This is a genomic window from Mycobacterium sp. FW102-FHT13B02 (assembly GCF_058790275.1).
Map to the genome: position 1 here is coordinate 1 of NZ_JBYTCM010000005.1, position 26,129 is coordinate 26,129.

Here is a 26,129-nt window from a genome sequence, read left to right on the forward strand (position 1 = left end):
AGCGTTCACCATGACTCGTTGATCACAACGCGTGAACCACGCCAGATCCGAAGTCCACCACTCCCCGGGACGCTATCGTCCTGTCCAGCACCCAGTCGCCGGCCGCGTCCGAGAACTACGGTCGAGCACCAGTTCTCCGCCGCGGCGAGGATGCGCGAGCGTACCTGGTCCGCGCAACACCCGCCATGGGCCTTCCGCCAAGTCATCCAAGGTGCTCGGCGCGTGCCGCATCTCCTGTTAGCCAGATTGCCATGGATAGACGCCGGCCGGCCTCGACGGGCGTGACTTTGTGCACATGCCGACGACCGCTAGGAAATGCTACGAACAGTCCCCGCACAGGTTCAATCGTCTGGCCGATCCCAGGTAGATCAAGCAAGCCGCCGCGGTAATCAGCATTACACGTATTCAGATACAGGAGACCAACATGGGATCGCCAAGGGGTGTGATTCGGAACCCACCCTTCTGCCGTTTGCCGCTCAGCATCCGCGTGTAGTGGATGGCAATCGCCAACGCGCATCTCCGACATTAACGTGAACTCAGGGTATGCCGTCACGTGGAAGAACTCTCGCATTGTCGCAATCGCACGAGCGCGGATTGAGATCACTCGATTACTGATCGCGCGGTCGCAGACGCCGACCACATTGCGGCAGGATGCCTCAGTCCGAAGCGGCAATGGCCTTACTTCGGTGAGGTCATCACCGGCTGGTCGAGCCGCGACTAATGCGCGGAAAGCTGAGAGCAGTGCGACGACATCGGCTTCGCACGCGAAGTCACGGAACACCAGCAACTGGTCGGGTTGAGGTTTGGAAACCATCGATACAAGGATGCCTTACGCTTCATACAGCCGACCATCGTTCGCGCCGTTCTCGCCGAACGTGACGTGGCGTGGCGCTGCTCGAAAGTCACAGTCCCCACAAATGAGTGCCAGCAATCGTGAAACTAGCCGCTTACTGTGGCGGTATCGATCAACTGCGGACATCTCTCGTGGTTCACTTGGCGGTGTGGTCGCAGGCGCAAGACGGCCGGGCCTCATCCGTTTGAACCGACGTTGGGACGTACGTGTCGAAGCAAATCCGTTCCTCCGACTGTTACTCTATCTGTGCCGACCACGGTGGGGGCTGCACGCATCGTGAGCCGAGGCTGGTCGCATACGAACTCGATAGTAGCTCAGGCTTCGAGTTAGCTGCCGCTTCGCCTAGCCGTGAATGGATGAACTCGACCGATCAACGATTTGCCAACCGATGCTTGCCTCTGCTGATGGCGAATCAAGCTGGTTGGTTCGTGCTCAATAACTCTCGGCTACGTCTTAAGTGGAATGGCGGGGCGCAGACTGATTCAGTTATAATTGATTATGATGGTGAGCGATCCTCATGGCGGCCAAAAACTCATTTTGGCTACGGGATTGTAACCTGGAATATGCCCTTTCTGTTCCGTACCTCTCCCGGCTTCAATCTCTTGGTTCGCGGTCCAGCCAACTGCATTAAGGATGGAATTGCACCTCTTGAAGGCCTCGTCGAGACCGACTGGGCGGCATCGACGTTCACAGTGAACTGGAAGCTCACGCGGCGACATGTATGGGTGACTTTCGAACAAGGCGAGCCACTCTGCATGTTAGTGCCGCAGCGCCGCGGCGAGCTCGAGGAGTGCATTCCCCGAATAGATTCGATCGACGACGCACCTGAATTACGTGACGCGTACAAACTATGGAGCGCAAGCCGCACTCAGTTTAATCGGGAGCTAAAAGATGGCACGTCACCGGCCGCAAAGGCGCGCTGGCAGAAAGACTACTTTCAAGGACAGTTGCCGGATGGTTCACCTGTCCCGGAACACCAAACCCGAATGCACCTACAACCGTTCATACGTGGCGACCGCATATGACCGTGACAGGCATGAATTTTTCGCGCTGGTCGACCGCATGCCTATCGGCCGTTGCCCGGATCAATCCCGGGGTGCGTTTGTTTCCTGACCGACCGGCAGCTTCATAAATCTGCGCGAATTGCGAAATGCGCAACGCCAGGACCCGAGCGTGCCAGATGAGTGCTCGGCGGCAGCTGCTTGCTGCTTACGTTCCGATCTGTCAAGCCGGTACCTCGGGATCCGATGGCGGTGGTGGTGGCGATGGCGGTGGTGGTGGCGATGGCGGTGGTGGTGGCGATGGCGGTGGTGGTGGCGATGGCGGTGGTGGTGGTGCCGGTTGATGGTGTGGTTCCGGAAATTGGTTCGGGTCCGGTAGGGGACCAGGAATGGCACTGTCTTTGCGTTTCGCAGATTGCTCAGATGATATTGCCGACCAATCATGACCTATGAAAGCCACCCAAATTGGCTTGCCCGCGCTGGACCCAAAGCAATTACTCGCACGAACACTCAGCAATGCGTGAGACGCACCGTCTTTGTGGGCATCCCTGATCCAAGGCCCGCGTATGCCCCCATTATTGGGGTGTTGATCGTGTTCAAGCGATTCTGGTACAACCAGTGCAATATGACCGTTCGCGTGGTTAGGTGCGCTATGCGCTGATCCGATAACGAAGTAACCCATATTAGCGCGCCTCTTCACTTCGTCGCTAGCGTAACAGTTTTCTTTGTCGTCAGAGGACAGATCTTCCCACAGGTCCGGTTTCGATTTCACCGCCTCCACTAGGAAATTATATATCTCATTGGCTAGTGGAATCGGCTCCTCTCGGAAATACGGAATATCCAATATCTTTCCAATGGCGCCTATATACAGATTGCAGTCCCCGATTTTCTGTTGCGCCGCCAAGGCGATGGTTTCGGTAAGGGCTTCCAGGTTCTTCCGACGGCCTTCAATAAGCGCATCCGAATATGACATTCTCCCACCGCCATCCCATTGGTAGGTCACCCAACATCGCGGGTGAGCATCCGTTACAACTCGTTGGCACTGCTCACCTGCGACCAGTAGTCGGCCTGCCCGCCTTCGCTTTTCCGCTTGCTCCGTCTTCATACTTGCCTATCCCCTTCGGGCCCAGTCGGCTCATATTCTTTCGTGTAACCAGCCGGCACCCACCAAAGCCTACGCCCCCAGAGGGCCTGCCATAGCGCAAAATCTCAACACCGGCGTTGGCGAACGCGTCCGACATTGACGAGAACTTGTCTCCGACATCTGCGAAAACTGCAAAGCACGACTCAGTATTGTTAACATGACGAACTACCTAACGACGGTGGCCACGGAAACTAAACGGAGTGTCTATATGGCCTACTTATTTGCGGCACGGTGTCTGGACTGCGGGAACTCGTTCCAGATAACCGTGGGGGGCGGCATGCACCACTATCTTGTCCGCTGTGATGCATGCGGGAAGGAGAAAGGGATTCCTCACGAGGCCGGACCCGATTTAGCCGCGATCGAGGCCGTAGCGGGGAGCTGTAGCTGCGGCGGCAGTTTCAAAGTTGATGCGCCGCCTCGTTGTCCCCAATGCCGCTCATTGAACATCGAGAGAGGTGAGCAAACGGGCAACCTCGACTGATTAGACGCCGACCGGCCCATCGATTAGATTTCCACGCCGTGGGCAAGGCAAGCGAAGACGATCCCTTCGCTAGCACCGCGTCCCTATCGCGTGAAGCCTTGCGGATGCCGGTACCGGACCGCTTTCGAATCGCGCTCGGAGAACGTTGCTGCGTCATCGCCAGTCGCCCTATGCTCATGCGCGACGAGGAAGAACTCAAAGTGGCTGTCCAGGTCCTGGTGGTGGTTCAGCGGTCCGCCAGACGTGAGTCCGGTCCCGCTCGGCCAACAAGACGCGACGTGGACAGACTTCGAGTGCTGCAGAAGCCCAGCCGATGTCACTAGCGGGTGCGATGAGCCCATCGCGAGGGACTGCCCCCGGTTTGGTTGACTCCTGACCTGTGAGGATTCGTCCTTGCTGGAAGGATCAATCTCGGCTGACACCGTTTCCTGCCGAGTTCCGAGCTGACGTCATCGCTGTGGCCCGCAAGGGCGAGGCGCCGCTGCGCCAGATCGCGAAGGACTTCGGCATCTCGGAGGCCTGCCTGCACCGCTGGCTCAAGATCGCCGAGCGGGAGGATGGCCGCGGCCAGCCCGCGTCGCCGGCCACTGCTGACGACATGGCTGCCCAGCTGCGCGAAGCGCACAAGCGGATCAAGCTCCTCGAGCAGGAAGCCGAAGTGATGCGCCGCGCGGTCGGCTACCTGTCGCGGGATGCCAACCCAAAATGATGTACCCGCTGGTCCTCGACCTTGCCGCCGACGGTGTACCTGTCGCGGTGACCTGCCGGGTCCTGAGATTCTCTACCCAGGCGTTCTATAAATGGCGCAAAGCACCTGTATCGCAGCGGGATTGGGACGGCGCGCACCTGATCAACGCTGCCCGCGACATCCATGCCGACGACCCCGCGTTCGGGTACCGGTTCATCGCCGACGAACTGCCCGGCCGCGGGATTACCGCAGGCGAAAACCGTGTCGCGCGACTGTGTTCGCAGGAGCGCATTTGGTCGATCTTTGCCAAGAAGCGTGGGCTGAACCGTCGATCCGGGCCACCGGTCCATGACGACCTCGTCCAGCGCCAGTTCAGCGCAGCCGGCCCCAACCGCGTCTGGCTGACCGACATCACCGAGCATCGGACCGATGAAGGCAAGCTCTACCTCTGTGCCATCAAAGACATCTACTCCAACCGGATCGTCGGCTACTCGATCGGCTCGTGGATGAAGTCCTCACTGGCGGTAGCCGCCTTGACCAACGCGGTGGCACTTCGATCGCCCGCGGCGACGATCGTCCACTCCGACAGAGGCAGTCAATTCCGATCGCGGAAGTTCGTCCATGCGCTGTCGCACAACGGATTACACGGGTCGATGGGCCGCGTCGGTGCGTGCGGTGACAATGCCGCTATGGACTCGTTCTTCGCCCCGTTGCAACGCAACGTCCTAACCCGGAAACGCTGGGTCACTCGCACCGAACTGCGTCTGGCGATCGTGTCGTGGATCGAGCGGACCTATCACCGCCGGCGCCGGCAACGCACACTCGGCAGACTCACCCCGATAGAGTTCGAACTGCTCCACACACCGGTCGCAACCGCCGTCACCCACGAACCCAAGTGGATAACCCCGCACTACCACGCCGTTCTCTTTGACGAACCGGATCAACGATATCCACAGGTGATCGACCTACTATTGACCGCAAGGACTGACCCTCACCAGCCTGCTCGCCTGGTCACGATAGCGATGACGGCACCAATCTTCCCTCTATCGACACCGCGAACATCAATGATCCCAATCTACAGCTGCATTACTAGTCCGACAGAGGCGTTGTCAACAGCATCGCTTCAACGCCGTCGCCGTACCAGAATAAGTTTGGCTGTTGGGTGAAGGGCAGCCGCGAACGGACCAAAGTCAACAACTCCTTATAATTGCCATTGAATTTGCCGCCGTTCCAGGCGCTGAGAAATGATGATGTGAACGCGCCGTTGTCTATGCCGTCCATCGACGTCTGCCAGTCCTGACATCCGGACATCAGCACGACTTTGACGTGCGGTCGGGGAAGCGCGCACGAGGCGGCCCATGTCAGCCGGTCTCGATAGGCGGCCTGGTTCTGCTCGAATTCCCGTAGGGTGACTTCAAGGGGGGCGGCCTTGCTGCCCGCTACCGCGTTGGCCTCCCGATGGGCGACCACTGCCCTAGCGACCGTGCCACTGTGGCAACTGTCGGACAAGACAACCACCCGCACACCGGGATCGAATGCGCTCAGCAGGCCGTAAAGTTCGTCGTCGAGGATTTGGGTGTCGTAGAGTACCCAAGTCTCGTCAAGTTGGTCTTTCTCCTCATCACCATTGACGTCCGGCACCTGTCCACCGTGGCCGGAGTAAGTGATGAAAAAGAGGTCACTCCGGTGCAACTGTGCAGCGGCCTTGCGTATCTGCGTGTAGACGTTCTTGGACGTAGCGTCCTTGGTCAGCATGACAGTCGGCTCGAAGCCCCGCTCCACCGCCACCTCACGCATGCTATGGGCGTCGTTCTCACACGCCCGTAGCGTCCCATCCCATCCGCCGTAGCGCGTGGTGTCGACACCATTAAGCCCAATGTGAAGCGACAGTCGTTTCGATCCAGCCATGATTCCCTCCACTTGTCGTCACTTAAAGGGGGATGTTCGAAAGTATCAACGTCGTGGCGCGTCCAGTAGGGCAGTTGGTCCTTTGATGACGAACGTAAGAAGTGCTCGTCGCGGAAGTCACCAATCATGTTCCGTCAGAATCGCATTCAAATGCGGTACCAGCGAGCACAGCGCATTCCTGTCACGCTCCTATGGGGTTGCTCACCGCAACTTCGCTGCCGTACGTCTAACGGTGCGTCTGCCGACTTCAGTTGAACCATGCTAATCCGGACTCGGTTGCCCAAACCTCAGACGGCGGAAATTTGATAGATCGCCCTGTCTCTCCCCTGTGGCGAGTCAGTCGTCACACGAGTGAGATCGCTGGCGCCTGGGACTCCGTGCTGCCGTCACCAGCGATTGGAAATGCGGCAGGTACCAGCAATCTACGCCAGATTATGCTGCGCCCCAATCGCTCTGGCATCGACGGTCGTCGGATAGTGCTCAGTCGGTGGCCTATCGGTGGCGACTGGAACTGACGGCTGGCTCGGCGGCCCGGCCACTCAACCGCGGCCCGACTGCTTGGGGGGCACCACCTGGGTGGACACTAGGACGTGGCCCTTTCCGCAACAGTATTCAAAGTCGAACTTGCCGTCTCCGATGTCGATCACGGTTACTACGCCGATCACACGCTGACCGTGGCCCGTCATCCCAGTGAGACCGATGAGCGGATGGTGGTGCGGTTGTTGGCTTTTGGGCTTCGCGCACACCGTCTCAGCGACGTCGACGGTGAGCTGGCGTTCGGGGCAGGCCTGTCCACCCCTGGCGTCCCGGACTTGCGGCTCGCCGACTACACCGGCCGGATCCTGGAGTGGATCAACGTCGGCCAGCCCGACGAACGCGCCTTGGGCAAGGCGGCCAGCCAGGCAGACCAGGTGCTGCTCTTCCCATTCGCCGCCGGCGTGGCCACCTGGTGGCGCACCGTCGGCCCCAAAGTGGCGGGGCTGCGGAACCTGTCGGTGGTGCAGATACCGCACGCATCGGTGCAGCAATTGGCCCAGACTGTCGATCGACGGGTCTCTGCGCAGGTGATGGTCATCGAAGGTCAGGTGACGATGACCGTAGGCGGAGCCGACGTTACCTTCACGCCCGAGCCGTTGGAGTGAACTTCTACCAGGATCGAGATATGAAGAAGAGTTCGGCGCGGCTGATACCCAGAGGTACCGACGAATCGCGCCATGTGGTGGAACGGGTGCAGCTTGTAATGGACCTGACCTCGCAGCTGAACGTCCTACGGCACTCGGATGTGGATGGTCGCAACTCGTTGCTGAAAGAAATCCTGGGGCGTTCGCTGCCTCAAACCACCACAATCTACCCGCCATTTTATTGCGACTACGGCCTGAACCTGCGTCTGGGCGACCGCGTCTTCGTCAACCAGAATTGCTCGTTTTATGACCTTGGGGGCATCACAATCGGAGACCGCACAATGATCGGGCCGGGCGTCACGCTCTGTACCGCCGGCCATCCCGTCGAGCCAGCGGCCCGATACGACGGCATTACAGTCTCCCCGATCAATGTTGGGACGAATGTGTGGATCGGGGCCAACGCGACGATCGCTCCTGGTGTCACGATCGGTTCCGGATCGGTCGTTGCCGCTGGCGCGGTCGTGGCAACCGATGTTCCGCCAAACTCGCTCGTTAGCAGCGCTGGTCACATACAGCGACGTGATCTTGGCGATGCCACCCAATAACGCCTGACGGCCCGGCCCGGCCCGCGAGCGATCATCACTCGTGGGGAATGCGGACGGTACGTCGCCTCCGGTCGCACTGACCCCTGCTGGATGACACTGACCGCCGGACGGGGGTCAGTGTCATCCGTGACGAGTCGAGAGACGGCGTTGATGACCTCGGATCAAGGCACCGAGACGCAACCCACGCCGGGCATACAACCTCCACCACCGCCGGGACCGCCGCCGCCGGACGGACCCCCGGGAATGCTGCCTCCTCCGCCGCCGGGACCCCCACTGCCGGTGGGTCCGCCCGGGATGGAACCGCCGCCACCTCCAGGGCCGCCACCGCCGGTGGCCCCACCTGGGGCGGGTGACGTGGTTACCGCTGACGGGCTCGAAGCCGGCGTCGTGACCGTCGTAGTCGGCGTATTGGTCGTTGTCGTTTTGCCGCCGTCGTCGGCGCCGCATCCCGTTGCGAGAGGAAATACCGCCACGCCGGCGATCAGGCCGATCCAGGCCGGCTGCCTACGCCAAGGTGCTCGGGGTTGCGCGCCGTTACCCGTGTCAGCTGTCAATCTCATGGTGATGTTTGCCTCCCTCTCGACTGTCTTTGCGGTATTCCCCGAGATCGAGACTTCCAATCCTCAATGCCTTCAACGGGCGACTCGCGTCTTCTGGATCGCCTCTGGTCGCTGCGGCCCACGCGGCACACGGGGAGGAACATGACTCTTCGTGCCTGGTGTGCATCGACGGCGAATGGGGTACGTCCCGTCGTCGAGGAGGTTGCGCATGTCAGGTTGGCCGCTATGGGCTCTGCTGGCAGTGTTCCTGGCGGCCGCCGCTGCCATCTGGATCGCAGGCGTCTCATTGTCCGATCAGACCGACGTGCTGTCCACGCGCCTTCATCTCGGGTCGGCGCTCGGCGGGCTGATCCTGCTGGCAATCGCCACCAACCTGCCCGAGATCGCCATCGTCGCCAGCGCGTCACTGTCCGGCAACGTCGGCGTGGCGGTCGGAAACATCCTCGGTGGCATCGCAATTCAGACAGTGGTCCTCGTGGCTCTCGACGCCTTCGGCGTTCACGGGGACCGGCCCCTCACGTATCGCGCCGCCTCGCTGGTGCTGGTGTTGGAGGCCGCACTGGTCGTTGCCGTGCTGGCGATCGTCATCGCCGGCACCCAGCTACCGGACTCGCTGATCGCGTTCCACGTCACCCCCTCCGCACTGCTCATCTTGCTCGCCTGGGTCGGCGGGCTGCTGCTGTTGCGACGCGCCGGCCAGTCGCTGCCGTGGCACGAATCCGGTCAACCCCCCGATGGCCAACAGCATCCGCGAGGCCACAGCACCACCCAAACCGAGCAGAAGGCGGCCAGGCGCGGCGTCAGCACCGCAAAGGCCGCGACCATCTTCGGCGTCGCGGCAGTGGTCACACTCGTCGCCGGCGTGGTGCTGGAGCGCAGTGGTGACGCGATCGCCGACCACATCGGGCTATCCGGCGTCCTGTTCGGCGCCACCGTTCTGGCCGCCGCCACCTCGCTGCCGGAGCTGTCGACGGGTCTGACCTCGGTGCGCAACGGCGACTACCAGCTCGTCATGTCGGACATCTTCGGTGGCAACGCCTTTCTGCCGGTGCTGTTCCTCATGGGCACGCTGATCTCGGGCAAAGCGGTGCTGCCGCAAGCACAACGCACCGACATCTACCTGACGGCGCTAGCGATGGTGCTGACGCTGATCTACGCCGCCGGGCTGCTCTTCCGGCCCCGTAGACGCATCGCGAGATTGGGTGCCGACTCGCTGGCCGTCTTGATCGTCTACGCGCTCGGTGTCGCGGGCCTGTTCGCCATTGCGCAATCGGGTTGATGGCGTACTCCCGCAGGTAGGGCTGACGGTTCGCTGTGAACGTCGTCGTCCGAGTGTGGCCACTGGAGACCATGGGTAAGTCGAGGCCATGCGTGCGCTGACCGTCGAGCCGGGAACCGCGAACTCCCTGCGGGTGGAGGAGCGCCCGGATCCGCAACCGGCGTCCAACCAGTTGTTGGTGGCGGGCATGGCCATTGGAGTGTGTGGCACGGACAAGGAGATCGCCCGCGGCGAGTATGGCTGGTCTCCCCCGCACGCATCACGTCTGATCATCGGTCACGAGTCGCTCGGTCGCGTCGTCACGGCGCCGGATGGTAGCGACTTCACCGCCGGCGACCTCGTGGTCGGCGTCGTGCGTCGTCCCGATCCGGTGCCATGCGGCGCCTGCGCCCAGGGTGAGTTCGACATGTGTCGCAACGGCCGCTACACCGAACGCGGCATCAAGGAGAATGACGGATACGGCAGCGAGAAGTGTTGCCTCGAAACAGATTACGCCGTCAAGCTCGACAAGCGGCTTGAGCACGTCGGGATGCTGATGGAACCGACCACCGTAGTGGCCAAGGCGTGGGAGGAAGTTGAACGTGTCGGTGCACGGGCATGGTTCGATCCGCAACGGGTTCTCATCACCGGAGCGGGGCCGATCGGACTCCTCGCCGCGCTGCTCGGCGTGCAGCGGAATCTCGACGTCCATGTGCTCGATCAGGTGGCCGACGGTCCGAAGCCCGGTCTCGTGGAGTCACTCGGTGCCACGTATCACCACGACCCGATGGACGACGTGGCTTCAAAGCTGCAGCCCGACGTGGTGATCGAAGCCACCGGCGTCGGGCGATTGGTGTTCGACGCGATGGCGCACACGAGTTCTTACGGCATCGTGTGTCTCACCGGAGTGTCTCCAGCAGGCCGCAAACTCGATGTCGACGCCGGTGATATCAATCGCGAGATCGTGCTCGAGAACGACGTGGTGGTCGGTTCGGTGAACGCCAACCTGCGCCACTATCACCAGGCTGCCGACGCGCTGGCCCGTGCGGACCTCGACTGGCTCGGCCGCCTCATCACGCGACGCGTGCCGATGGAGAGGTTCGCCGACGCATTCGACGCCGGACCGGACGACGTCAAGGTGGTCATCACCCTCGACGGCGCGCAGTAGCTCGTTGCGAGCAGCGAGGGCTATGCCCCGGCGGGTTACCTGCAGGAGTTTCCCTTCCCGGGCTCTCTACGTGGCGCGCTCGGCGACAATCGTTTGTATCGAAGCGCCCGACGACATACTGGCGTACTGTGCCGAGAACTTGATGGCAGCGCCATCCAGTGCATCGATGACCCGGGCCACATCGACGGCAGAATAGAGCCGTCCACGGTCGTCGCGCCGGCACGTGTCCGCCACCCGCCAGCTCAGATACAGCATGCCTCCCGGCCGCAACAACCGCAGCAATCGGCGCACCGAAGGCGTGATGTCCGCAATGGGCAAGTGCATTATCACGGTCTCACACAGCACATTCGAGAATGTGCACTCGCCGGCACTGCGCAACTCGGGCAAACAGTCACGCGCGAATTCGACTCCTGGGTGGCGACGACGGGCCTCCCGGAGCAGGCCGGCCGACGGGTCGTATCCAGTTGGAGGATAGCCATTCTCGTTGAGCCACGCAGTATCTCGTCCAGCGCCGCACCCGATGTCGGCGGTAGGTTCACCTGAGTGAAAGAAGCGACGCACAAGCTCGTGCATGTCGGCAGGATCAGATTGTGTATGCCATGCGTCGGCAAAACCCGTGGGGTTGGCGTCGTAGGCGGCGAGCGTCAATTCATCCATGGTCGCCCTTCTGCTTGCGGGCCGGCGCCTGGAGTTCGGGCCGGACAACAGAACCCCAGGGCAGTGCGCTGCGTGGCTGCCATAGCAGTGGCTGGCGTGCGGCGGCCTCTCCCCTGATTTCTCACCAACGATCTGTTTGGCACCCGATGAAAGGAACTGATTTTTCAGCCGCCGTTGAAGTGGGTGAACTCTATTTGGATTCCGTCAGGGTCGACGAAGTCGAACATCATCCCAGTCCCCCGGCTGAGTTCCAGATCTCCGATAGCGCAACACCAGAGGTATCAAGCCAACTCGCCACTTCCCGGAGGTTATCCGGGCGTCACGCTGGCTGACGCCGAAGTCAATTGACGGCGGTGCGAATGTCGATGCTGGCGTGTGCTTCTTGGAAGCTTTGGTCGGAGACCAGGGTCAGTCGTGCGCTGTCGTGGAATTGCCGGAGATCGGTTGCGCCGCAAGAGGTCATGGTGGCTTTGATCTTGGCGACGGTCACTGCGAGGCCTTCGTTGAGGTCACCGGCGTAGGGTACGTAGCCATCGACGCCTTCTTCGAAGGTCAGTCCAGTGCCGGGTTGTTCGTAGCGCTGCCAATTGCGGGCGCGGTAGGAGCCCTCACCCCAATATTCTTTGACGTAGCCGTCGGATGTGGACACTTTCGCCCCGGGTGCCTGATCGAACCGAGCGAAATAGCGCCCCATCATGACGAAGTCCGCCCCCATGGCCAAAGCGAGCGCCACATGATAGTCCAGCTGCAGGCCGCCGTCGGAGCACACCGGCACGTACTGACCGGTGCGTAGGGCGTAGGCATCGCGGGCCGCCGCGACGTCGAGTACCGCGCTGGCTTGACCGCGACCGATGCCTTTCTGGTCGCGGGTGATACAGATCGATCCACCCCCAACGCCGATCTTGACGAAGTCGGCCCCAGCATCGGCCAGGTACTCAAACGCTTGTCCGTCAACGACGTTGCCCGCTCCGATGATCACTTCGGGATAGCGGGTTTTGACCCAGTCCAACGCACGGGCCTGCCACTCGCTGTAGCCGTCCGATGAATCCAGGCACAGTGCGTCGGCACCGGCGTCCAGCAGCGCAGGGATTCGCTCGCGATAGTCGTGTGTGTTGACGCCCGCACCGACCCGCAACCGTTTGTCGGCGTCGACCAATTGATGTGGATAGCGGTTGTTGTCGGTGTAATCAGATCGAAAGTCCGAGGTGCTATGCCCGGTGCGCGGCATCGCGTTCAACGGCTCGCCCAAAGTGGTGTCGGGTCGTACGTCGGTGTCACTGACGACGAATCCCACCTTGAAGGCCTTTACGGCCTGGACGTCGGCCACCTGCTCGGCGATCGGGCGATTGTGATGCAGAAAGCTCAATCCGCCGTGGTGGGCCAGCGCAATCGCCAACTGCGGTGTGCTGACCGCTTGCATGATCGCTGAAGTGAACGGCACCTGCAATTGAAGCCGCGAACGCTCCCCGAGCGCGTGGCGTGCCAGTGGCGCCACGAGTTGTACAGCGTCAGCCCGACATTCGGTCGATGTCTTGTTGGGCAGGAGCAAGAACTCATTGAAGGTACGGGAGACGTCCTCGACGATCTGTGCCATAGAACAGCTTCGCCCATAGCGATACAGGAGATCAAATCAGCCAAGCCGTTTTATATCCGACAATCGGGGAGTCATCCGCTTGCTGTAATCCGACAACGCAGCATCTACGCAGGCGAAGCAATCCTGCCCGGCGGCAACGCGACCTAGCCGTTCAGCGAAAAGTACTCACGCGGTTCATTGAACGCTGCACTCGCCAGCACCCTCGAACTCACTGACGTCACCGCGGACTGCAGCCCCTAGTGCGAGATGACAAAAGCCCCTGACTTCGCCACCTCCTCTGCGGTCACACTAATTCGACGTCATCGTTAGTTTTGGCCGCAACCGGACTCGATGACTCGACCGATCGGCCGTCCCGCCGTAGGAGGTGGACAATGAGTACATCTGCGGCTGGGCGTCTTAGAGCCTTTGGGTTGCGCATGCTGATCGCAACGCTTCTTGTGGCGCTGGTGTGTCTGTATGCGACGGATGCGGTTGTGCCACCGTCCCGCTTGACAACGATGGTTCAGATCGAGGACACCGCCTCGATCGCCGAGGCGCCGTCGACCATCGGCATTGCCGACTCCGGCCTCTACGGCCAGACTCAGGCGCAGATCAACCAGACGCTCGACACCCTGCAGTCCATCGGGGTCCAGGATGTCCGCGTCTTCGTCCCGTGGATCTACGTCGAACCCGCCAACGGCGTCTACAACTGGTCCAGCATCGACATGGTCATCCAGGCTGCCCAGGCACGGAACATGGGCGTCATGGCCGAGGTCGCCAGCACGCCGCTGTGGGAGGGCTCGTCCACCGCGATCACCGGTGCCGGGACGCCCAACCCCGCTGACTACGCCTCGTTCGTGACACAGGTGGCCCAGCGGTACGGCACGGCCATCTCGGCCTACGAGATCTGGAACGAGCCGAACTACGTGCTGTCGTCCGATCCGATCGACCCCGTCGCCTATGCGGCCTTGCTGAAGGCGGCATATCCGGCGATCAAGGCGGTCAACCCATCTGCCACCGTGGTGGCCGGTGCGCTGGGCAGCGTGATTACCTTCGGCAGCATCACGATGGACCCGACGACCTTCGTCCAGCAGATGCTGGCCGCGGGCGCGGCGAACTACTTCGATGCGTTGTCGTTCCATCCGTATCAGGAGTCGCTGCCGTTCTCCCAGGGCCTTGGCGTCGCGAATTCGCCTCTGACGCAGCTGAATACGATCTACCAGCTGATGACGCAATACGGTGACGGGCTCAAGAAGATCTGGATCAGCGAGTTCGGCGCGTCCACCAACGACGTGAGTCAGCAGACTCAGGCCGACCTGATCAAGAACCTCCTCGACACCTGGCAGACCATCGCCTACGCCGGCCCGGTATTCATCTACACCGCCCAAGACGGTGTTCCGGGTGCCGCCGGGTACGGCATCTGGAACGCCGACTGGACGCCGAAGCTCGCCGTTGCCGTCGTCCAACAAGCTATCCAGCAGTACTCAAGCAGCCCGGCGGCGTGCGATATCGGCTCGATCATCGGCAGGATCGGCTCCACAATCAGCGGCATCGTCCAGTCGCTGACGAACGCCGTCCAAGCGATCGGTCAGGCAATCTGGAGCGTATTCCAGCGCGCGGGTCAGACGATCACAGCATGGTTCACCGCCATCTCCTCGTCACTGAGCGGACCGCTGGCTGCCGAGGCCGTCGCGGCGACAACCCCGACGGCCCCGGCAGCTGCGCTGAAGACCACAGCGACCACCACCAAAGCGACCACAGCCGCAACGCACACCACCCAGACGACTGCGCCGACGCCCGCAAAGGTCGCATCGACCGGGACAACCGGAACCACTGCGTCGACCGGAACAACCCGATCGGCGGGAACCACTGGCACCAAGGCGACGACCGCCGCCGCCGCGACTTCTGCCGGCGCAGACACCTCGTTCGGCACGGCCGCTTCGCGCCCGACAACGAGCACCCCGCCGCCCACTGGCGCGTCGGGGACAACGATATCGGTCGACTCGAAGACCAGCGGGACATCTGAGAAATCTTCGGCTTCCGGCACCAACGAGGCCGAAGGCACGCCAGGCGCGACGGGCGCACCGCGCAGCTTGTCAGGCGAGTCGACGCGCCGGCAACGTCCGCAAGAAACACTCCAGATACCAAGCCTGACAAACGATCCGCGGACTCCACCAAAGAATCGCGCCACAAAAACCACGTCCTGAATCACAGCGGATCGTGGTGCCTCGACCCCGATCTCAGTCGCCCGAACTCGTCAACAGCCTGATCGTCGACTTTCTCGCGGATCAGCCTCCCCCCAAGGGTTCCTGAGATCGCAGCATGCGCTTGTCATTAGTCCTGGTGCGTGGGTTGGCGTGCCGCTGTCGGAGAGTTCAGCTGCTTTACTACGGTCTCGACCCAGCGCTGAACGTGCGCCTGGCTCCGCCAGTCGCCGGCGCGCGTTTTGGCCATCGCGCTGGCCGGGAAGCCTTTCGCGTCCCGTGCGAGGCGACCACCGAAAGTCACATGGCCGCGGGCGTCAATTCGAGCGGCCAGCTTGGTTACCTGTTTAGTGGGCGAAATGTCTTGGCGTTCAGCCGAATCGTCCAAGGGTCCGCTACTGACCAGCCATACCGGCAACTTGCGCAGCACTGCACTATTCCGCCGGACGAAGCGGCGAGCGTCGCGGTGCCACCTGTTGGAGTAGAGCGCGCCAGCGACGATCACCGCGTCGACATTGGCCAGGTGTTGGTCGTCGCCGGCTGAGGTGACCACCGCTTCACATCCCGCTTTTGTCAACGCGTCACCGATCATGTGGGCCAACCCGGACGTGCCGCCCCGCTTGGAACCGAACGCAACGAGAACACGCATCATCGTTCTCCGTTCATCAGTGCCGCCTCAGCATCGGCCTTGATTTGGTTCACCGTCGCTCGCATGATGTGGGCGACGAACGGCCGGATCAGCCACCAGTAGCGCAGGAATTTGCGCCGCGAGTCGGAATCCGTTGTAACGGTGCGACATTGGTAGCTCAGTAGGGTGTTATGCTGCCCATAACGCATTACTGAGAAATTGGCTGCGATCTTTCCCCAACCGGGTTCGGCGAACGCGCTGAAATCCTCTGGCGCCACGTCCCGCCATTCGATGACCGGTTGCCAGAACCTTCCCACGGCGCCGAAGGCGATCTCACGGTCCTCCACTTCTCCGAGCTCCAACCAGCCCGGCAACCCGACTCCCTCACCGACCACAAGCCGGGGTAGCCGCGGTGTCGTCGCGCCCGACAATCGGGCGGGCAGACCGCGCATCCACATCGAGGCTGTCAACAATGGCGTGCGTACGGTGAGCAGGTCCAGCGCCCGCGCGGCGCGGAAAGTGCTCGACGGGTCGGCAGCGACCACCGTGTGCTCTGCGATCATGGCGTCGAACTCCGGCATGACGGATTCGATGAGCATGAGATCGGTACCAGCCGGTGTCATGGTGCGATCGTCGCCCAGGGGCTCACGCGGGGCTAGGGACTCTGGTCCTCACGGCACGGGACCTCCCGCCCCGCCCGTTGTGGTCACCGGGGTGGACTTGCGAGTGAACAGACGATCATGTCGAGGATCCGGTCGGCTTGGGCCAAGCCCAAGCGGACCAGGCATCCGAACCGCGATATGTTGCCTACTGCGAATGATCCTGTCCAAGTGTCGCGGCGTCCCGCGAGGCCGGCGGGGGAGCTGTTTCCAGGAATGAGGTCGAAGGTCATGCAGACTGGCGCCGCGCGATCGGGGCTGACCATCGGCGAGTTCGCGGCGATGACGCACCTGAGCGTGCGGACCTTGCGGCGCTATCACGAGGCCGGGCTCCTCGAGCCCGCCGCAGTCGATCCGTTCACCGGCTACCGCTACTACGGGCACGACCAGATCGGGACCGCCCAGGTGATCCACCGGCTCCGGCAGCTCGACGTTCCGCTGTTCGAGGTGCGTGCCATCCTCGCGACTGACGACCCGCACCAGCGCGCCGACGTCGTCGCCGGTCACCTACGTCGGCTCGAAGCCGAACTGGACCGCACCAGCGCGGCGGTAACCTCGCTGCGACGCCTTCTCAGTCCCGATCCCGCTGACATCGACGTCGAGCTGCGGTCAGTTCCCCGCCGCACCGTGGTCGGAGTTTGTGACCATGTGCGACTTGAAGATTCGCTCGCATGGTATGACTCCGCCATGGCGGAGCTCGATGCGGCTTTCCCCCCGTTCGAGCGCACGGGACCGCCCGGCGGGCACTACGACAACGAGCTCTTCGTCGACGGGGCAGGGCAGATGACGGTCTTCCGCCCGGTCCGGTCACCACGGGCAAGCGGCCGCCTCGGCTCCTGGGTGGCCACCCACACCCTGGCGATCGACGGGCCGGTCCAGGAGATCTATCACGTCGGTCCTCGCGACACTGCGGACCCGGCCGCATGGCGCACCGAAATCGGTTGGCCGGTCTTCCGTCAGGCCCCGGTTGAATGATCAGTCGGTAGTCACGTCGGCGGACTTACGAGTGTGTAGCCGTCACCACGGGGAAGTCGGCTGCGCGGGAACGGGTTTCCTGCGTACGGATATCGGCCAACGTATCCTGCAGCGCTGCCACAGCGGCATTGAACCCGTCGCCGCCGAGCACCAGTCGCCGGGGTGGCGGTTCTTCAGCCAAGGCGGCGATCACCGCCTGCGCGCCGCGCCGCGGGTCGCCGGGCTGCTTGCCATCTTGGGCGATCATCGCGGCGCGGACCTCCTCAAGCACCGGTCTGTAGGCGGCGATGGATTCGTCAACCGGGTCGTCGGCGAAGCCTGCATAGGCACGGGTGCGGAAAGCGCCCGGTTCAACTGCCAGCACGTGGACGCCGAGCGGCGCGACTTCCTCGCGCAGTGCCGCCGTGACAGCCTCGACAGCCCAAAGTGGTCACGGCTCGATCACCAGCCGGCCGATCAGCCCGCCGTCGAGGGCGAACCGGTAGTGCAGATCGACCACGCCGCCTGGGAAGTCACCCTCGAGGTGCTGCACGACGTCGACTGAGTCGGCACCCGTGGTCGTCGCTGCGGTGAACTCAGTCGTGTAGGTGTACTGCGCGCCAGCAATGTCCACCCACCCCGCGATCTCCTGCCGGCCTCGGTAGGTGTTGCCTTCGTCAACGACGATGGCATCTGGGCTGAAAGCGTCAGTCACCGCGTCGACATCCTTGGCGCGGTGTGCCGTGAGATACGCCGCGATCACCGTCGGCAGCTCGTCCCCGGTCGTCGTCTCTTTGCTTCGATGTGCTGTCATACCTCGAGCCTGTGGTCTCCCCCAGGGAGAGGGTCAAGGCGACCACGCTGACGCGTGTGCCTAGATTTCTCCGGTTTGGGTCCCTGCCTGTTTGCCGGCCCTTCGCCTAAGGTGCGATGCGGATGGCACCCGGATTCCACAGGCCGGAGCGGGTGGCGGTACCGAGGTCGAGATGCGCTTCTGGGGCGTTTGCGACAGGTTCGAAGCGGCGCAGCGATCCCCAGTCTCTTCCCCAGTCCCGGGACAGATATGTCGGCATGACGTGAGCCCGCAGCAGGACATCGGTGATACCGAGCGGTCCGCCATTCTCCCCGGCTTGCCAGGTGTCGGGCATCTCGATCTTGGCGGGATAGTCCGGCGAGATCCGGTACCTCGGGACCTGAGTGACGCCATTGGCGTGCAGCATCGGCTGCTGGCACGGAAATGCCAGTCCCACAGCCCAATCCAGCAGGATCGGCTGCGAAGAACCGAGGTACTCCTGGATCGATTTCAGCTCGGGTACTCGCGGCGGGGTGACGGCCACCCAGTCGCCGACATTGAGTGACTGGTCTTCGGCGACGATCCGAACGTAGCTGGCGCCCCGAGGAATCGCCGCAAGCGGGAAGCGCAGGTCCCGCCATGCGGGTTGCGGCCCGATGTCGTACGGGGTGAGTCGTCCAGCGGCCACCGGGACGCCATCTGCCCCGGCTGCGCCATATTCCAGGGCGACGGTCTGCGCGGCGGTGTGCCCGGACAGCACACTGTTGCCGGTGATCGTGCCGGCGGCGGTAACCACCAGGAGGGGGTGGGCGTCGTCGGCGGCCGGGAGGCGGTACCACGCCGAGGTTAATGCGGCGACCTGTTGGGGGCCCTCGGCGAAACTTCCGGCCATCGGCACCCGCGCGGGGTCGAGGCCATAGGGCAGCACCACACTCGAGCCGTTGATGCCGGGCCGGTCCAAAGCGGTCGGCGCGTCCCAATCGTAGTCGGTTCCCGGGCGAGGGTTGCTCTGCCAAATCGATTCCGCCAGTGTGTGTTCGGGTACCCCACTGGGGTCAAAGCCGACAGGTTTGGTGCCGCCGAGCGGGCCGAGCGAGCCATACCGGCCGGGCAGCGGGGTGAGGAATCCGGCGTTGGGGTCGGGTTCGACGAAGACATCGTCGGCCAGACCGCAGCCACCGGCCAACTCCCGCAGGTTGGCCCATCCGTTGGAATAGCTGGGGTATTCCTTGATCGCGCCGGCGAGCATTGACCCCGCAGACACCAACACCATGAAGCCCGCCGCCACGGGCACGGGGGCGGCGGAAAGCATCCGGATCCAGCGTGGTCCGGGTGTGGTCGACACGGCCAGATGCAGCCAGCCGGCGTAGCCGGCGGTCAGCAGGCACAACATAAACAGGACGGTGCTGGCGGTGACCGGTCCCCAGTGCGGGCTGCTGTCGTTGAACGGAACGCCATAGCTGGAGACATACCAGAAGCCGTTGGTGGAGGCGAAACATAAAGCGAGAACGAATAATACGGCCGCCAAGAACGCGACGCGGTTGCGTCGTGAGCGCAGGACCGTAGGCCCGAGCATGATGGTGGCCACAGCCGCCATTGCGGCGCCGACAGCGGCGAAGAGCCCGAAGTGGTGAATCCATTTCGTCGGCGCGAACGTCAATAGGAACAAGGTCGCGAAGATGACCCCCATCAGCCGCCACACGGGTCCGATGGCGATCCCGGGAATTCGCTTGCGCCGCAACAGCAGGAAGACGGACGGGAACAGGCAGACCAAGGTGATCAAGATGCCGAATCGGCGCGACAAGGCCGCGTCGGTGGTCGGCAGAAACAGGTAGAAGTAGCGCAGGTTCTCGGTGTACCAGGGCTGCGCGGGCCCGATCGCGGTACGCACCGCGGTAGCCTCCCGCACCGCGGCGAGCGTTTGATCGGCGAACACCACCGGCAGCACCACAACTCCAGCGGCGGCCAGCGGCAATACGACCGGCCACACCCCGATGGTTCGGGCCCGGGTGACAATGATCCGCACGATGGGACGCCCGCCGGCCAACAGCACCGCGACCGCGATCAGTCCGGTGGGTTGGATTCCGAGGGTGAACGCGGCGACGACGATCGCCAGTCCGACCGTGGCGGCGCGGCGGGTGATGATGGCTCGTTCAACGAGCACGTACGTGATCAGTGCCCCCGTAGCGATCTGCCCTTCGGGACGTAGCCCGTTGTTGAACGGCATCCACGCCGCGATGAACACCAGCGCGGCCGCCCACACGGCGGCCCGATTGCGCGAGATTGCCGGCCCGAGCCGTGGCAGCACCTCCCGTGACAGCAGCAACCAACAGACCAAGGCGCACAGCAGATCCGGAAGGCGTAGCCACAAGCTGGCATGCCCGACGTGGGTCATGACCGCGATCAGGTCGTAGAACCAGCCGAACGGGTCCTCGGGGCTGCCGAACCATCGGAAGTAGTTGGCCATGTAGCCGGCATGACTGGATGTGTTGGCCATCTCGAACTGGTAGCCGTCATCCGAGGAACCCGCACCGGCGACGAACCAAAACACCGACACGACAATCACTGTCGCGTCCACCGCGGTGAAGTAGCGCCAGCGGGCCGGGATGAGCCGGCGCCGGTGGCGCCCGTCGAGTCGGTCCAGTCGCCACAGTGCCGCCAATGCGATGATCGTGCCGAGAATTCCCGCCAGCATCGCCGCCGCCTTCAGCGGTGCCGGTGAACTGGTGTACCGGGTGTCGATCGTCGCAGTGAAAGACAGTCCGGCCGGGGCGGGACCGGCCAAGTCGGTGAACACCCCCACGATCTGCGGCCGCAAATTCGGATCATTGAACCCGCCACGCACCTCGGCGCCCGTGATGGGGTCGGTCAGCCCGCTGACTGAGGCGAACGTGCCCGCCGTCGACGAAGCTACCTGGAGCCGTTGACACTCCGGGCTGTCCATTCGGGAGCGTGGCACGCTCAAGATAACGATGTTGCGTGCGATCACATCGACCCGCTGCGGGGAGGCCGTCACCAACAGGCCGTTGAGCATCGCCTGTTTGCCGGCCGGCGGCACCGTCCCCAGTACCAGTCCGCCATCGGTAGGCAGACCGTGGATCACGCTGCACGGCAACGCAATCGACAGCGATACCGGTGTCAATGTGATGAGCGGCGCTGTCACGCTGCCCAGCTGTCCGCCTTGCGGCCAGTTCAGCGTTGCGGTGGTCTGCACGACAGGCAGCACCGGGATCAGCACACTGGCCACCAACCCCACCAGCCCTGCGACGATCGCGATTAGCCGAGTCCCCCGCAATGGCCGGCCCACGCTAGCCGAGGTCCCCTCCGGACTTGCTTCATCAAGCGTCGAGTCGGTGTCATCACGAATCAAACTCACCGAGCGCCCCCCGCCCACGTGTTCGCACGCATCAACTCATCAATATCCGAAGCAACTGTTACAGTCAAGTGTGCCGCGGCCTTTCGACCATGCGAAACGGGAACAGCTACTGGCCACCGTCGGCGCGGTTCTGGCGCGCACCGGCGTGGTCGACACATCCCTGCGCGAGCTCGCGTCCGAAATGGGCACCAGCGCCCGGATGCTGGTCTACTACTTCGGCAGCAAAGAGGAACTGATCCTGGCGGTCTTGAACCGCCAACAACGCGCCGCGATCCCCGAAACGGATGAGCTCGACCTGCCCGACTCCGTTGCCGCACACCGACAATGGTGCTTCGACGACTGGCATGCCTGTACCCGTGGCGAGCGCACCGATACCCTGCGCGTCGTGCTGCAAGTGTTCGGTGCCGCGTGCGGCCGCGACAGTCCCTACCGTGACTACACTTGGCAAACGCTGTCGCTGCTGACCCGCAACTCCAAGGCTCGCCTGCAAGCCCTAGGCATGCCAGAGCACGTCGCCGAAACCCGATCACGGCTCGCGCTGGCCACCTTCCAAGGCCTCATCATCGAATTCTTCACCGCGAACGACCCAACCTACGTCGACGACACCTTCGCCCGGTTCGTCGACGAATTCCTGCTGGCGCCCTTCTAACCGACACACCCTCCCCTTAGCTGCCGCGCCGACGGCCCCGGTCGCCGCTGGAGAACGCGGCTCGCTTCCGACCTAAGCCCTTTGCAGTCCACCCTCCGCGGTGTTGCGCACCGCGTCTCCGACTGCCAACGCCTCCCAGGTGGCGCGGTCAACGCGCACCGTGACTGTTTGCCCGTCTTCGAGCCGAATGCGCAGGCGTCGGTACAGATTCGCTCCGTCGAGAAGCGCCCGGTATTTCTTGACGACGGTGCCTTCCCACTCCCCTGTCGACATCTCATCTACCGCCGTTCACCGTGTGACCCGATAGCGGAGGTGAGCCACACCGGGTGCTTGCAGCACGCGAACGAGCTCCAACTCCGGTAGGCCGGGCTGGAATCCGTCGAATAAGCGCTCGCCCGAGCCGAGGATCACCGACGACACCTGCAGATCGATCTCGCCGACCAAGCCCGCCTGGATCGCCTGGCGTGCGCACGACGCGCCACCGGCGATCGAGATGTCCTTCCCTCCGGCAGCCGCCTCCGCCTGTTCGTACGCGGATTCGATGCCGTCGGTGACGAAATGGAACGTCGTACCGCCGTTCAGCTCGATCGGGTCGTGGGCGTAGTGCGTGAGGACGAAGACCGGACAGTGATACGGCGGAGTGTCACCCCACCAGCCCTGCCAGTCCGAATCGTTCCATTCGCCGCGAACCGGTCCGAACATGTTGCGCCCCATGATGGTTGCACCCATGCCGTCCAACATCTCTGACATCACCTGCCGGCTGACTGGGTGATCTCTGCTGGGACCGATATGCCAATCATGGAGGGCCAGCCCGCCCACTCCTATCGGATTCTGTTCGGTCTGATCGGGCCCGGCGACATAGCCGTCAGCCGAGATCGACATCGAGAGGTTGGTTCGCGCCACGTCAAGTTCCGTTCCGTCGGGTGATTCGGTTGCCTCTACTCAATACGACCGCTGCGCCGTCGGAAACTCATCGGCGCCAGGTATCCGCTCGGTCGAAAGCTGACGTCAATCCTCGGTTGAGAGCACCTCGTTGACGAATCCGTGCACCTTGCGCCGTAGCTCACTGACCTGCTGTTCGCGCAGGCTGGCAAGATCGGTCCCCTTGTGATACGCCGGTGGCAGCTGCCGCACGTTGCGGGAGCATCCGAAATTCGCGCAGATCAGCGCGCCGATGGTGTCCCCCTTCCGGCCGGAGGCACCTCCCCGGCGCACCGTGTACAGCACGGCCTCATCCGTGAGATTCACGTCGTTGCACCACGCGCACATGGCTCGCGCGCGTGGCTTGACCGCAGCCCGGTTCAACAGCAGCGCGACCGGCCCGTCGGGTCGGTCGACGAGCACGTAAGCACGGCGCGGGATTCGGGGGTCAGTCCAGCCGTAGAAGTCCAACTTGTCGAAGTCGACGGCGTCGAAGTTCGCAGCGAAGGTGACCTTCTTGACCTCGCTGCGGGTGGCACCCCGGAAGGCGCCGAGGATCTGGTCGCGGGTATAGGAGTCCATTGATGAATCCATCCTGAAATAGGGAGCGCACGATATGCGCACCCGGCGAGTGAGGGCATGACGATGTCGCCGACCTGGGTGGGTCGGCGACGGAGCGCGGTCATCTGATGTCGGCGCAAGCGCCGACGACCTCCTCGACTCGGATGTTCACACCCGTGACGATAGCGGCACGACAGTCAAGCTCGCCACTGAATTCTCGCCTGCCAACTCTGGTCATTCCCGAAATAACCTCTGCGACAGTGTCTCTGAGGGTCGATATCGCGCTGTGCTGCCGTGAAGGCTCACGCCGTTTGACCTGCCGATCAAAGTCGATGCCGTTTCGCCATTTAGTCGTGCGGATACGCTTGGCGCAGCGACGCAGGTATCGCGTGATCGTCGCGTTGTGAGGTGATGTTGATGGAGCTCGCACCAGCCAAGGTCCGAACCCGCCAGTTCGTGCTCGCCACTTACGCATTCACCTGGATCCCGATGCTGACCTTGATCGGCCTTGGAGCGAATGTGAGTAGTGGACCGGCGCAGGTGGTCTTTGCCACGTCGGCCTGCGGGCCGAGTCTGATGGCTGCGGTCATGTGGCTGGCCCATCCACGCGAGCGCCGCGAGCACCGTCGGCCAGTGGCGTCGGCAATAGCGCTCGGGCTTGTTCTCGGCGCGGCGGTTCCCTGTGTGCCTGCACTCGTTCTGCACAGGAACGACCTGTCGGCTCTATCGCTCAGTTCATCGGCAGCCCTGGCCGACGCAGGCGGACTCCTGGGATTTGTCGGGCTGACGCTGTTGGCCGGACCGCTCGCAGAGGAGTTCGGCTGGCGCGGTTATCTGCAGCCAAGAATTCGCCGCAACCACGGTGTCGCGGCAGCCAGCCTGATCATCGGACTGATCTGGGCGATCTGGCATCTGCCTTTGTTCTTCCTACATGGCACCGGGCAACACGCGGCTGGACTACTCAGCGTCCGAGCTGTGGCACTGCTGGTCGGACTGATTCCGTTCTCGCTAGTGATGCTGTACCTCGTCGAGCGTTTGCGCGGCGGGGTGCCGGCCGCGGTGGCTGCGCACTTCGGATTCAACGGCGGTGACTCGGTGGTGCCGCGCCCGGCAGTGATCGGCACGCTCCTGGAACTGGGCGTTTTGCTGTTGATCGCTCTCGGCGCGGCATTGTTGTACGTGCGGGACCGAAAGCGGACCAGACCGAGTGACTAGGGTGCCGTCTTTTCGAAGCGACCTGTCTTTTCCGTCAGGCGGATTCGGTAGACGGTCCCCGGGAAGTCTTGTCCCGAGCGGTGCGCGACGTGCATGGCGGTGAACTCCGGCCCAAGCACCGGCGCCAGGTGATCGAACAGGATTTCCAGGCCGCTGCGAGCGGCGGCTCCGTCGAGCAATTCGGCTGTGCCCCAAGCGATAACGCTGCGCCAGTTCGAAAGGTCCGTGATGTTCTCGACTTCGAAGCAGACCGCGCCTTCATTCTGCAGCGCTTCGAGTTTGGCACCTGGCATGCCGTGACCGTAGACGCAGCCCTCGTGGTAGGCGTAGCACACCGGGACCACGTAGGGGCGCCCATTGCTCAGGCAACCGATGCGACCGACGACGCCATTACACAGCTCGGTCTCTACGTCAGCAGAATCGAGTTTGCCCAACATCAGATACCTTCCGAGTGATGTGCAACAGCACGCTGGTTGATCTGTGCTCCCACGATGAGCACGCAACGGGCGGAGTTGATGTCCGACGTCGTGAAGCGTCACGCTGGCGGAACGCCGAGCTGCATGGCCCGATCACGCATCCGCATCGCGAACGCTCTGGCGCGCTCGAGATCGTCCTGGTTGGGCCGTCCCTTGTTCACGCCGCCGACCAAGCCGAGCGGCCCCACCGTGTCGAGTCCACGGCATGAGAACGATCCCAGGACGTCGAACCCCTTCGACTCAAGCCGGCGCCGAATACGTCCGCTGTAGCCGAGCAGCGGCAGCTCCGGGCCGCCGCTGGTGAAGAACGTGAAAACGGGTCGGCCGTGTCCGGGAGGAAGCTCGCTGATGAGCTTCTGCAACCGTGGATGCGGGGCCAGGTAATAGACCCCTGACCCGAAGCCGACCAGGTCGTAGTCACGGATCGTGTCGACGGCGACGTCCTCAGGCTCGATCACCGTGGCGCCCAGTACCTCACCGATCTGATCGGCGACACGGCGCGTGTTTCCATTCGATACCGAGACGCAGACCACCAGTGACTTCATGGTGCAGCCTTTCGATGTGCGATGCCGAGATCGACCCCACTGCGGACACCCTCATGTTGCGTCGGCCATCTCGTCGCCGAAAGGGACGAAAGGCTTGGTTACGCGCGGCCATCGGTCATCGATTGCGGGGT

26 protein-coding genes and 1 pseudogene are annotated in these 26,129 nt (G+C 63.0%); 12 read left to right on the plus strand and 15 right to left on the minus strand.

Features of this window, described 5'->3' with window-relative positions; genetic code table 11:
• Window positions 1-202: 202 nt before the first annotated feature.
• Entirely contained in the window at window positions 203-814 is a 612-nt protein-coding gene (locus AC3WTE_RS10215; RefSeq protein ID WP_492437364.1) for a 2OG-Fe(II) oxygenase, read from the minus strand.
• A gap of 245 nt (window positions 815-1,059) precedes the next feature.
• On the opposite strand from AC3WTE_RS10215, the gene AC3WTE_RS10220 reads away from it, so the two are divergent.
• The 4 genes and pseudogenes from AC3WTE_RS10220 to AC3WTE_RS10235 all read left to right on the plus strand — a co-directional run.
• Window positions 1,060-1,878, plus strand: coding sequence for a DUF6065 family protein (locus tag AC3WTE_RS10220; RefSeq protein WP_492437365.1), 819 nt, complete (start codon window positions 1,060-1,062; stop codon window positions 1,876-1,878).
• A gap of 222 nt (window positions 1,879-2,100) precedes the next feature.
• The gene (locus AC3WTE_RS10225) at window positions 2,101-2,307 is read left to right on the plus strand and encodes a hypothetical protein (RefSeq protein ID WP_492437366.1); all 207 of its coding nucleotides are present in this window, start codon (window positions 2,101-2,103) and stop codon (window positions 2,305-2,307) included.
• Between the two features lie 968 nt (window positions 2,308-3,275).
• Window positions 3,276-3,479, plus strand: a complete 204-nt coding sequence (locus AC3WTE_RS10230) for a hypothetical protein (RefSeq protein WP_492437708.1) — start codon at window positions 3,276-3,278, stop codon at window positions 3,477-3,479.
• Between the two features lie 415 nt (window positions 3,480-3,894).
• A pseudogene (locus AC3WTE_RS10235) lies at window positions 3,895-5,045 on the plus strand (IS3 family transposase); the annotation flags it as partial.
• 211 nt (window positions 5,046-5,256) lie between these two features.
• Here AC3WTE_RS10235 and AC3WTE_RS10240 read toward each other — a convergent pair.
• Window positions 5,257-6,075, minus strand: a complete 819-nt coding sequence (locus tag AC3WTE_RS10240) for a caspase family protein (RefSeq protein WP_492437367.1) — start codon at window positions 6,073-6,075, stop codon at window positions 5,257-5,259.
• Window positions 6,076-6,665: 590 nt separating this feature from the next.
• Between AC3WTE_RS10240 and AC3WTE_RS10245 the strand changes: the two genes are divergently transcribed.
• Both AC3WTE_RS10245 and AC3WTE_RS10250 read left to right on the plus strand, forming a co-directional pair.
• Window positions 6,666-7,217 carry a YaeQ family protein gene (locus AC3WTE_RS10245; RefSeq protein WP_492437368.1) on the plus strand — a complete coding sequence of 184 codons (552 nt, stop codon included), beginning with the start codon at window positions 6,666-6,668 and terminating at the stop codon, window positions 7,215-7,217.
• Between the two features lie 20 nt (window positions 7,218-7,237).
• A complete protein-coding gene (locus tag AC3WTE_RS10250) occupies window positions 7,238-7,801 on the plus strand; it encodes a DapH/DapD/GlmU-related protein (RefSeq protein WP_492437369.1) in 564 nt (187 codons plus the stop codon).
• Window positions 7,802-7,962: 161 nt separating this feature from the next.
• Here AC3WTE_RS10250 and AC3WTE_RS10255 read toward each other — a convergent pair whose 3' ends face one another.
• Complete coding sequence (locus tag AC3WTE_RS10255) at window positions 7,963-8,361, minus strand: hypothetical protein (protein ID WP_492437370.1); 399 nt, start codon at window positions 8,359-8,361, stop codon at window positions 7,963-7,965.
• 208 nt (window positions 8,362-8,569) lie between these two features.
• Between AC3WTE_RS10255 and AC3WTE_RS10260 the strand changes: the two genes are divergently transcribed.
• Both AC3WTE_RS10260 and AC3WTE_RS10265 read left to right on the plus strand, forming a co-directional pair.
• Entirely contained in the window at window positions 8,570-9,640 is a 1,071-nt protein-coding gene (locus tag AC3WTE_RS10260) for a sodium:calcium antiporter (protein ID WP_492437371.1), read from the plus strand.
• Between the two features lie 88 nt (window positions 9,641-9,728).
• Window positions 9,729-10,787: a glucose 1-dehydrogenase gene (locus tag AC3WTE_RS10265; RefSeq protein WP_492437372.1), complete on the plus strand. Its 1,059-nt coding sequence runs from the start codon at window positions 9,729-9,731 to the stop codon at window positions 10,785-10,787.
• Between the two features lie 66 nt (window positions 10,788-10,853).
• Here the strand turns inward: AC3WTE_RS10265 and AC3WTE_RS10270 are convergent, their stop codons facing one another.
• Window positions 10,854-11,444 (minus strand): class I SAM-dependent methyltransferase, encoded by a 591-nt coding sequence (locus AC3WTE_RS10270; RefSeq protein ID WP_492437373.1) that lies wholly within the window; start codon window positions 11,442-11,444, stop codon window positions 10,854-10,856.
• Between the two features lie 340 nt (window positions 11,445-11,784).
• Entirely contained in the window at window positions 11,785-13,038 is a 1,254-nt protein-coding gene (locus AC3WTE_RS10275) for an IMP dehydrogenase (protein WP_492437374.1), read from the minus strand.
• Window positions 13,039-13,409: 371 nt separating this feature from the next.
• On the opposite strand from AC3WTE_RS10275, the gene AC3WTE_RS10280 reads away from it, so the two are divergent.
• Window positions 13,410-15,224 carry a cellulase family glycosylhydrolase gene (locus AC3WTE_RS10280; RefSeq protein ID WP_492437375.1) on the plus strand — a complete coding sequence of 605 codons (1,815 nt, stop codon included), beginning with the start codon at window positions 13,410-13,412 and terminating at the stop codon, window positions 15,222-15,224.
• Between the two features lie 127 nt (window positions 15,225-15,351).
• On the opposite strand, the gene AC3WTE_RS10285 is transcribed toward AC3WTE_RS10280, so the two are convergent.
• Both AC3WTE_RS10285 and AC3WTE_RS10290 read right to left on the minus strand, forming a co-directional pair.
• Window positions 15,352-15,870 (minus strand): flavodoxin domain-containing protein, encoded by a 519-nt coding sequence (locus AC3WTE_RS10285; RefSeq protein WP_492437376.1) that lies wholly within the window; start codon window positions 15,868-15,870, stop codon window positions 15,352-15,354.
• Window positions 15,870-16,448: a hypothetical protein gene (locus AC3WTE_RS10290; RefSeq protein ID WP_492437377.1), complete on the minus strand. Its 579-nt coding sequence runs from the start codon at window positions 16,446-16,448 to the stop codon at window positions 15,870-15,872. Before AC3WTE_RS10290 ends, AC3WTE_RS10285 begins: the two co-directional genes overlap by 1 nt.
• 291 nt (window positions 16,449-16,739) lie before the next feature.
• On the opposite strand from AC3WTE_RS10290, the gene AC3WTE_RS10295 reads away from it, so the two are divergent.
• Window positions 16,740-17,483: a MerR family transcriptional regulator gene (locus AC3WTE_RS10295; RefSeq protein WP_492437378.1), complete on the plus strand. Its 744-nt coding sequence runs from the start codon at window positions 16,740-16,742 to the stop codon at window positions 17,481-17,483.
• 25 nt (window positions 17,484-17,508) lie between these two features.
• On the opposite strand, the gene AC3WTE_RS10300 is transcribed toward AC3WTE_RS10295, so the two are convergent.
• The 3 genes from AC3WTE_RS10300 to AC3WTE_RS10310 all read right to left on the minus strand — a co-directional run bounded on the left by AC3WTE_RS10300 (window position 17,509) and on the right by AC3WTE_RS10310 (window position 21,562).
• Window positions 17,509-17,847: a Rossmann-fold NAD(P)-binding domain-containing protein gene (locus AC3WTE_RS10300; protein WP_492437379.1), complete on the minus strand. Its 339-nt coding sequence runs from the start codon at window positions 17,845-17,847 to the stop codon at window positions 17,509-17,511.
• 66 nt (window positions 17,848-17,913) lie between these two features.
• Window positions 17,914-18,276, minus strand: a complete 363-nt coding sequence (locus tag AC3WTE_RS10305; RefSeq protein ID WP_492437380.1) for a nuclear transport factor 2 family protein — start codon at window positions 18,274-18,276, stop codon at window positions 17,914-17,916.
• A gap of 106 nt (window positions 18,277-18,382) precedes the next feature.
• Window positions 18,383-21,562 (minus strand): arabinosyltransferase domain-containing protein, encoded by a 3,180-nt coding sequence (locus AC3WTE_RS10310; protein WP_492437381.1) that lies wholly within the window; start codon window positions 21,560-21,562, stop codon window positions 18,383-18,385.
• A gap of 139 nt (window positions 21,563-21,701) precedes the next feature.
• Here AC3WTE_RS10310 and AC3WTE_RS10315 point away from each other — a divergent pair, with 139 nt between their 5' ends.
• On the plus strand, window positions 21,702-22,280 hold the full coding sequence (locus AC3WTE_RS10315; protein ID WP_492437382.1) for a TetR/AcrR family transcriptional regulator: 579 nt from the start codon (window positions 21,702-21,704) through the stop codon (window positions 22,278-22,280).
• 72 nt (window positions 22,281-22,352) lie between these two features.
• On the opposite strand, the gene AC3WTE_RS10320 is transcribed toward AC3WTE_RS10315, so the two are convergent.
• The 3 genes from AC3WTE_RS10320 to AC3WTE_RS10330 all read right to left on the minus strand — a co-directional run bounded on the left by AC3WTE_RS10320 (window position 22,353) and on the right by AC3WTE_RS10330 (window position 23,783).
• Window positions 22,353-22,553 carry a DUF7489 domain-containing protein gene (locus tag AC3WTE_RS10320; protein ID WP_492437383.1) on the minus strand — a complete coding sequence of 67 codons (201 nt, stop codon included), beginning with the start codon at window positions 22,551-22,553 and terminating at the stop codon, window positions 22,353-22,355.
• A gap of 15 nt (window positions 22,554-22,568) precedes the next feature.
• Window positions 22,569-23,183: a dihydrofolate reductase family protein gene (locus AC3WTE_RS10325; protein ID WP_492437384.1), complete on the minus strand. Its 615-nt coding sequence runs from the start codon at window positions 23,181-23,183 to the stop codon at window positions 22,569-22,571.
• Window positions 23,184-23,288: 105 nt separating this feature from the next.
• The gene (locus AC3WTE_RS10330) at window positions 23,289-23,783 is read right to left on the minus strand and encodes an FBP domain-containing protein (RefSeq protein ID WP_492437385.1); all 495 of its coding nucleotides are present in this window, start codon (window positions 23,781-23,783) and stop codon (window positions 23,289-23,291) included.
• A gap of 396 nt (window positions 23,784-24,179) precedes the next feature.
• Between AC3WTE_RS10330 and AC3WTE_RS10335 the strand changes: the two genes are divergently transcribed.
• Window positions 24,180-24,977, plus strand: coding sequence for a CPBP family intramembrane glutamic endopeptidase (locus AC3WTE_RS10335; protein ID WP_492437386.1), 798 nt, complete (start codon window positions 24,180-24,182; stop codon window positions 24,975-24,977).
• On the opposite strand, the gene AC3WTE_RS10340 is transcribed toward AC3WTE_RS10335, so the two are convergent.
• Together AC3WTE_RS10340 and AC3WTE_RS10345 are read right to left on the minus strand one after the other, a co-directional pair.
• Window positions 24,974-25,414, minus strand: coding sequence for a pyridoxamine 5'-phosphate oxidase family protein (locus AC3WTE_RS10340; protein ID WP_492437387.1), 441 nt, complete (start codon window positions 25,412-25,414; stop codon window positions 24,974-24,976). The two genes, AC3WTE_RS10335 and AC3WTE_RS10340, sit on opposite strands and share 4 nt — an antisense overlap.
• Window positions 25,415-25,512: 98 nt before the next feature.
• Window positions 25,513-25,998 (minus strand): flavodoxin family protein, encoded by a 486-nt coding sequence (locus tag AC3WTE_RS10345; protein WP_492437388.1) that lies wholly within the window; start codon window positions 25,996-25,998, stop codon window positions 25,513-25,515.
• Between the last annotated feature and the right edge of the window lie 131 nt (window positions 25,999-26,129).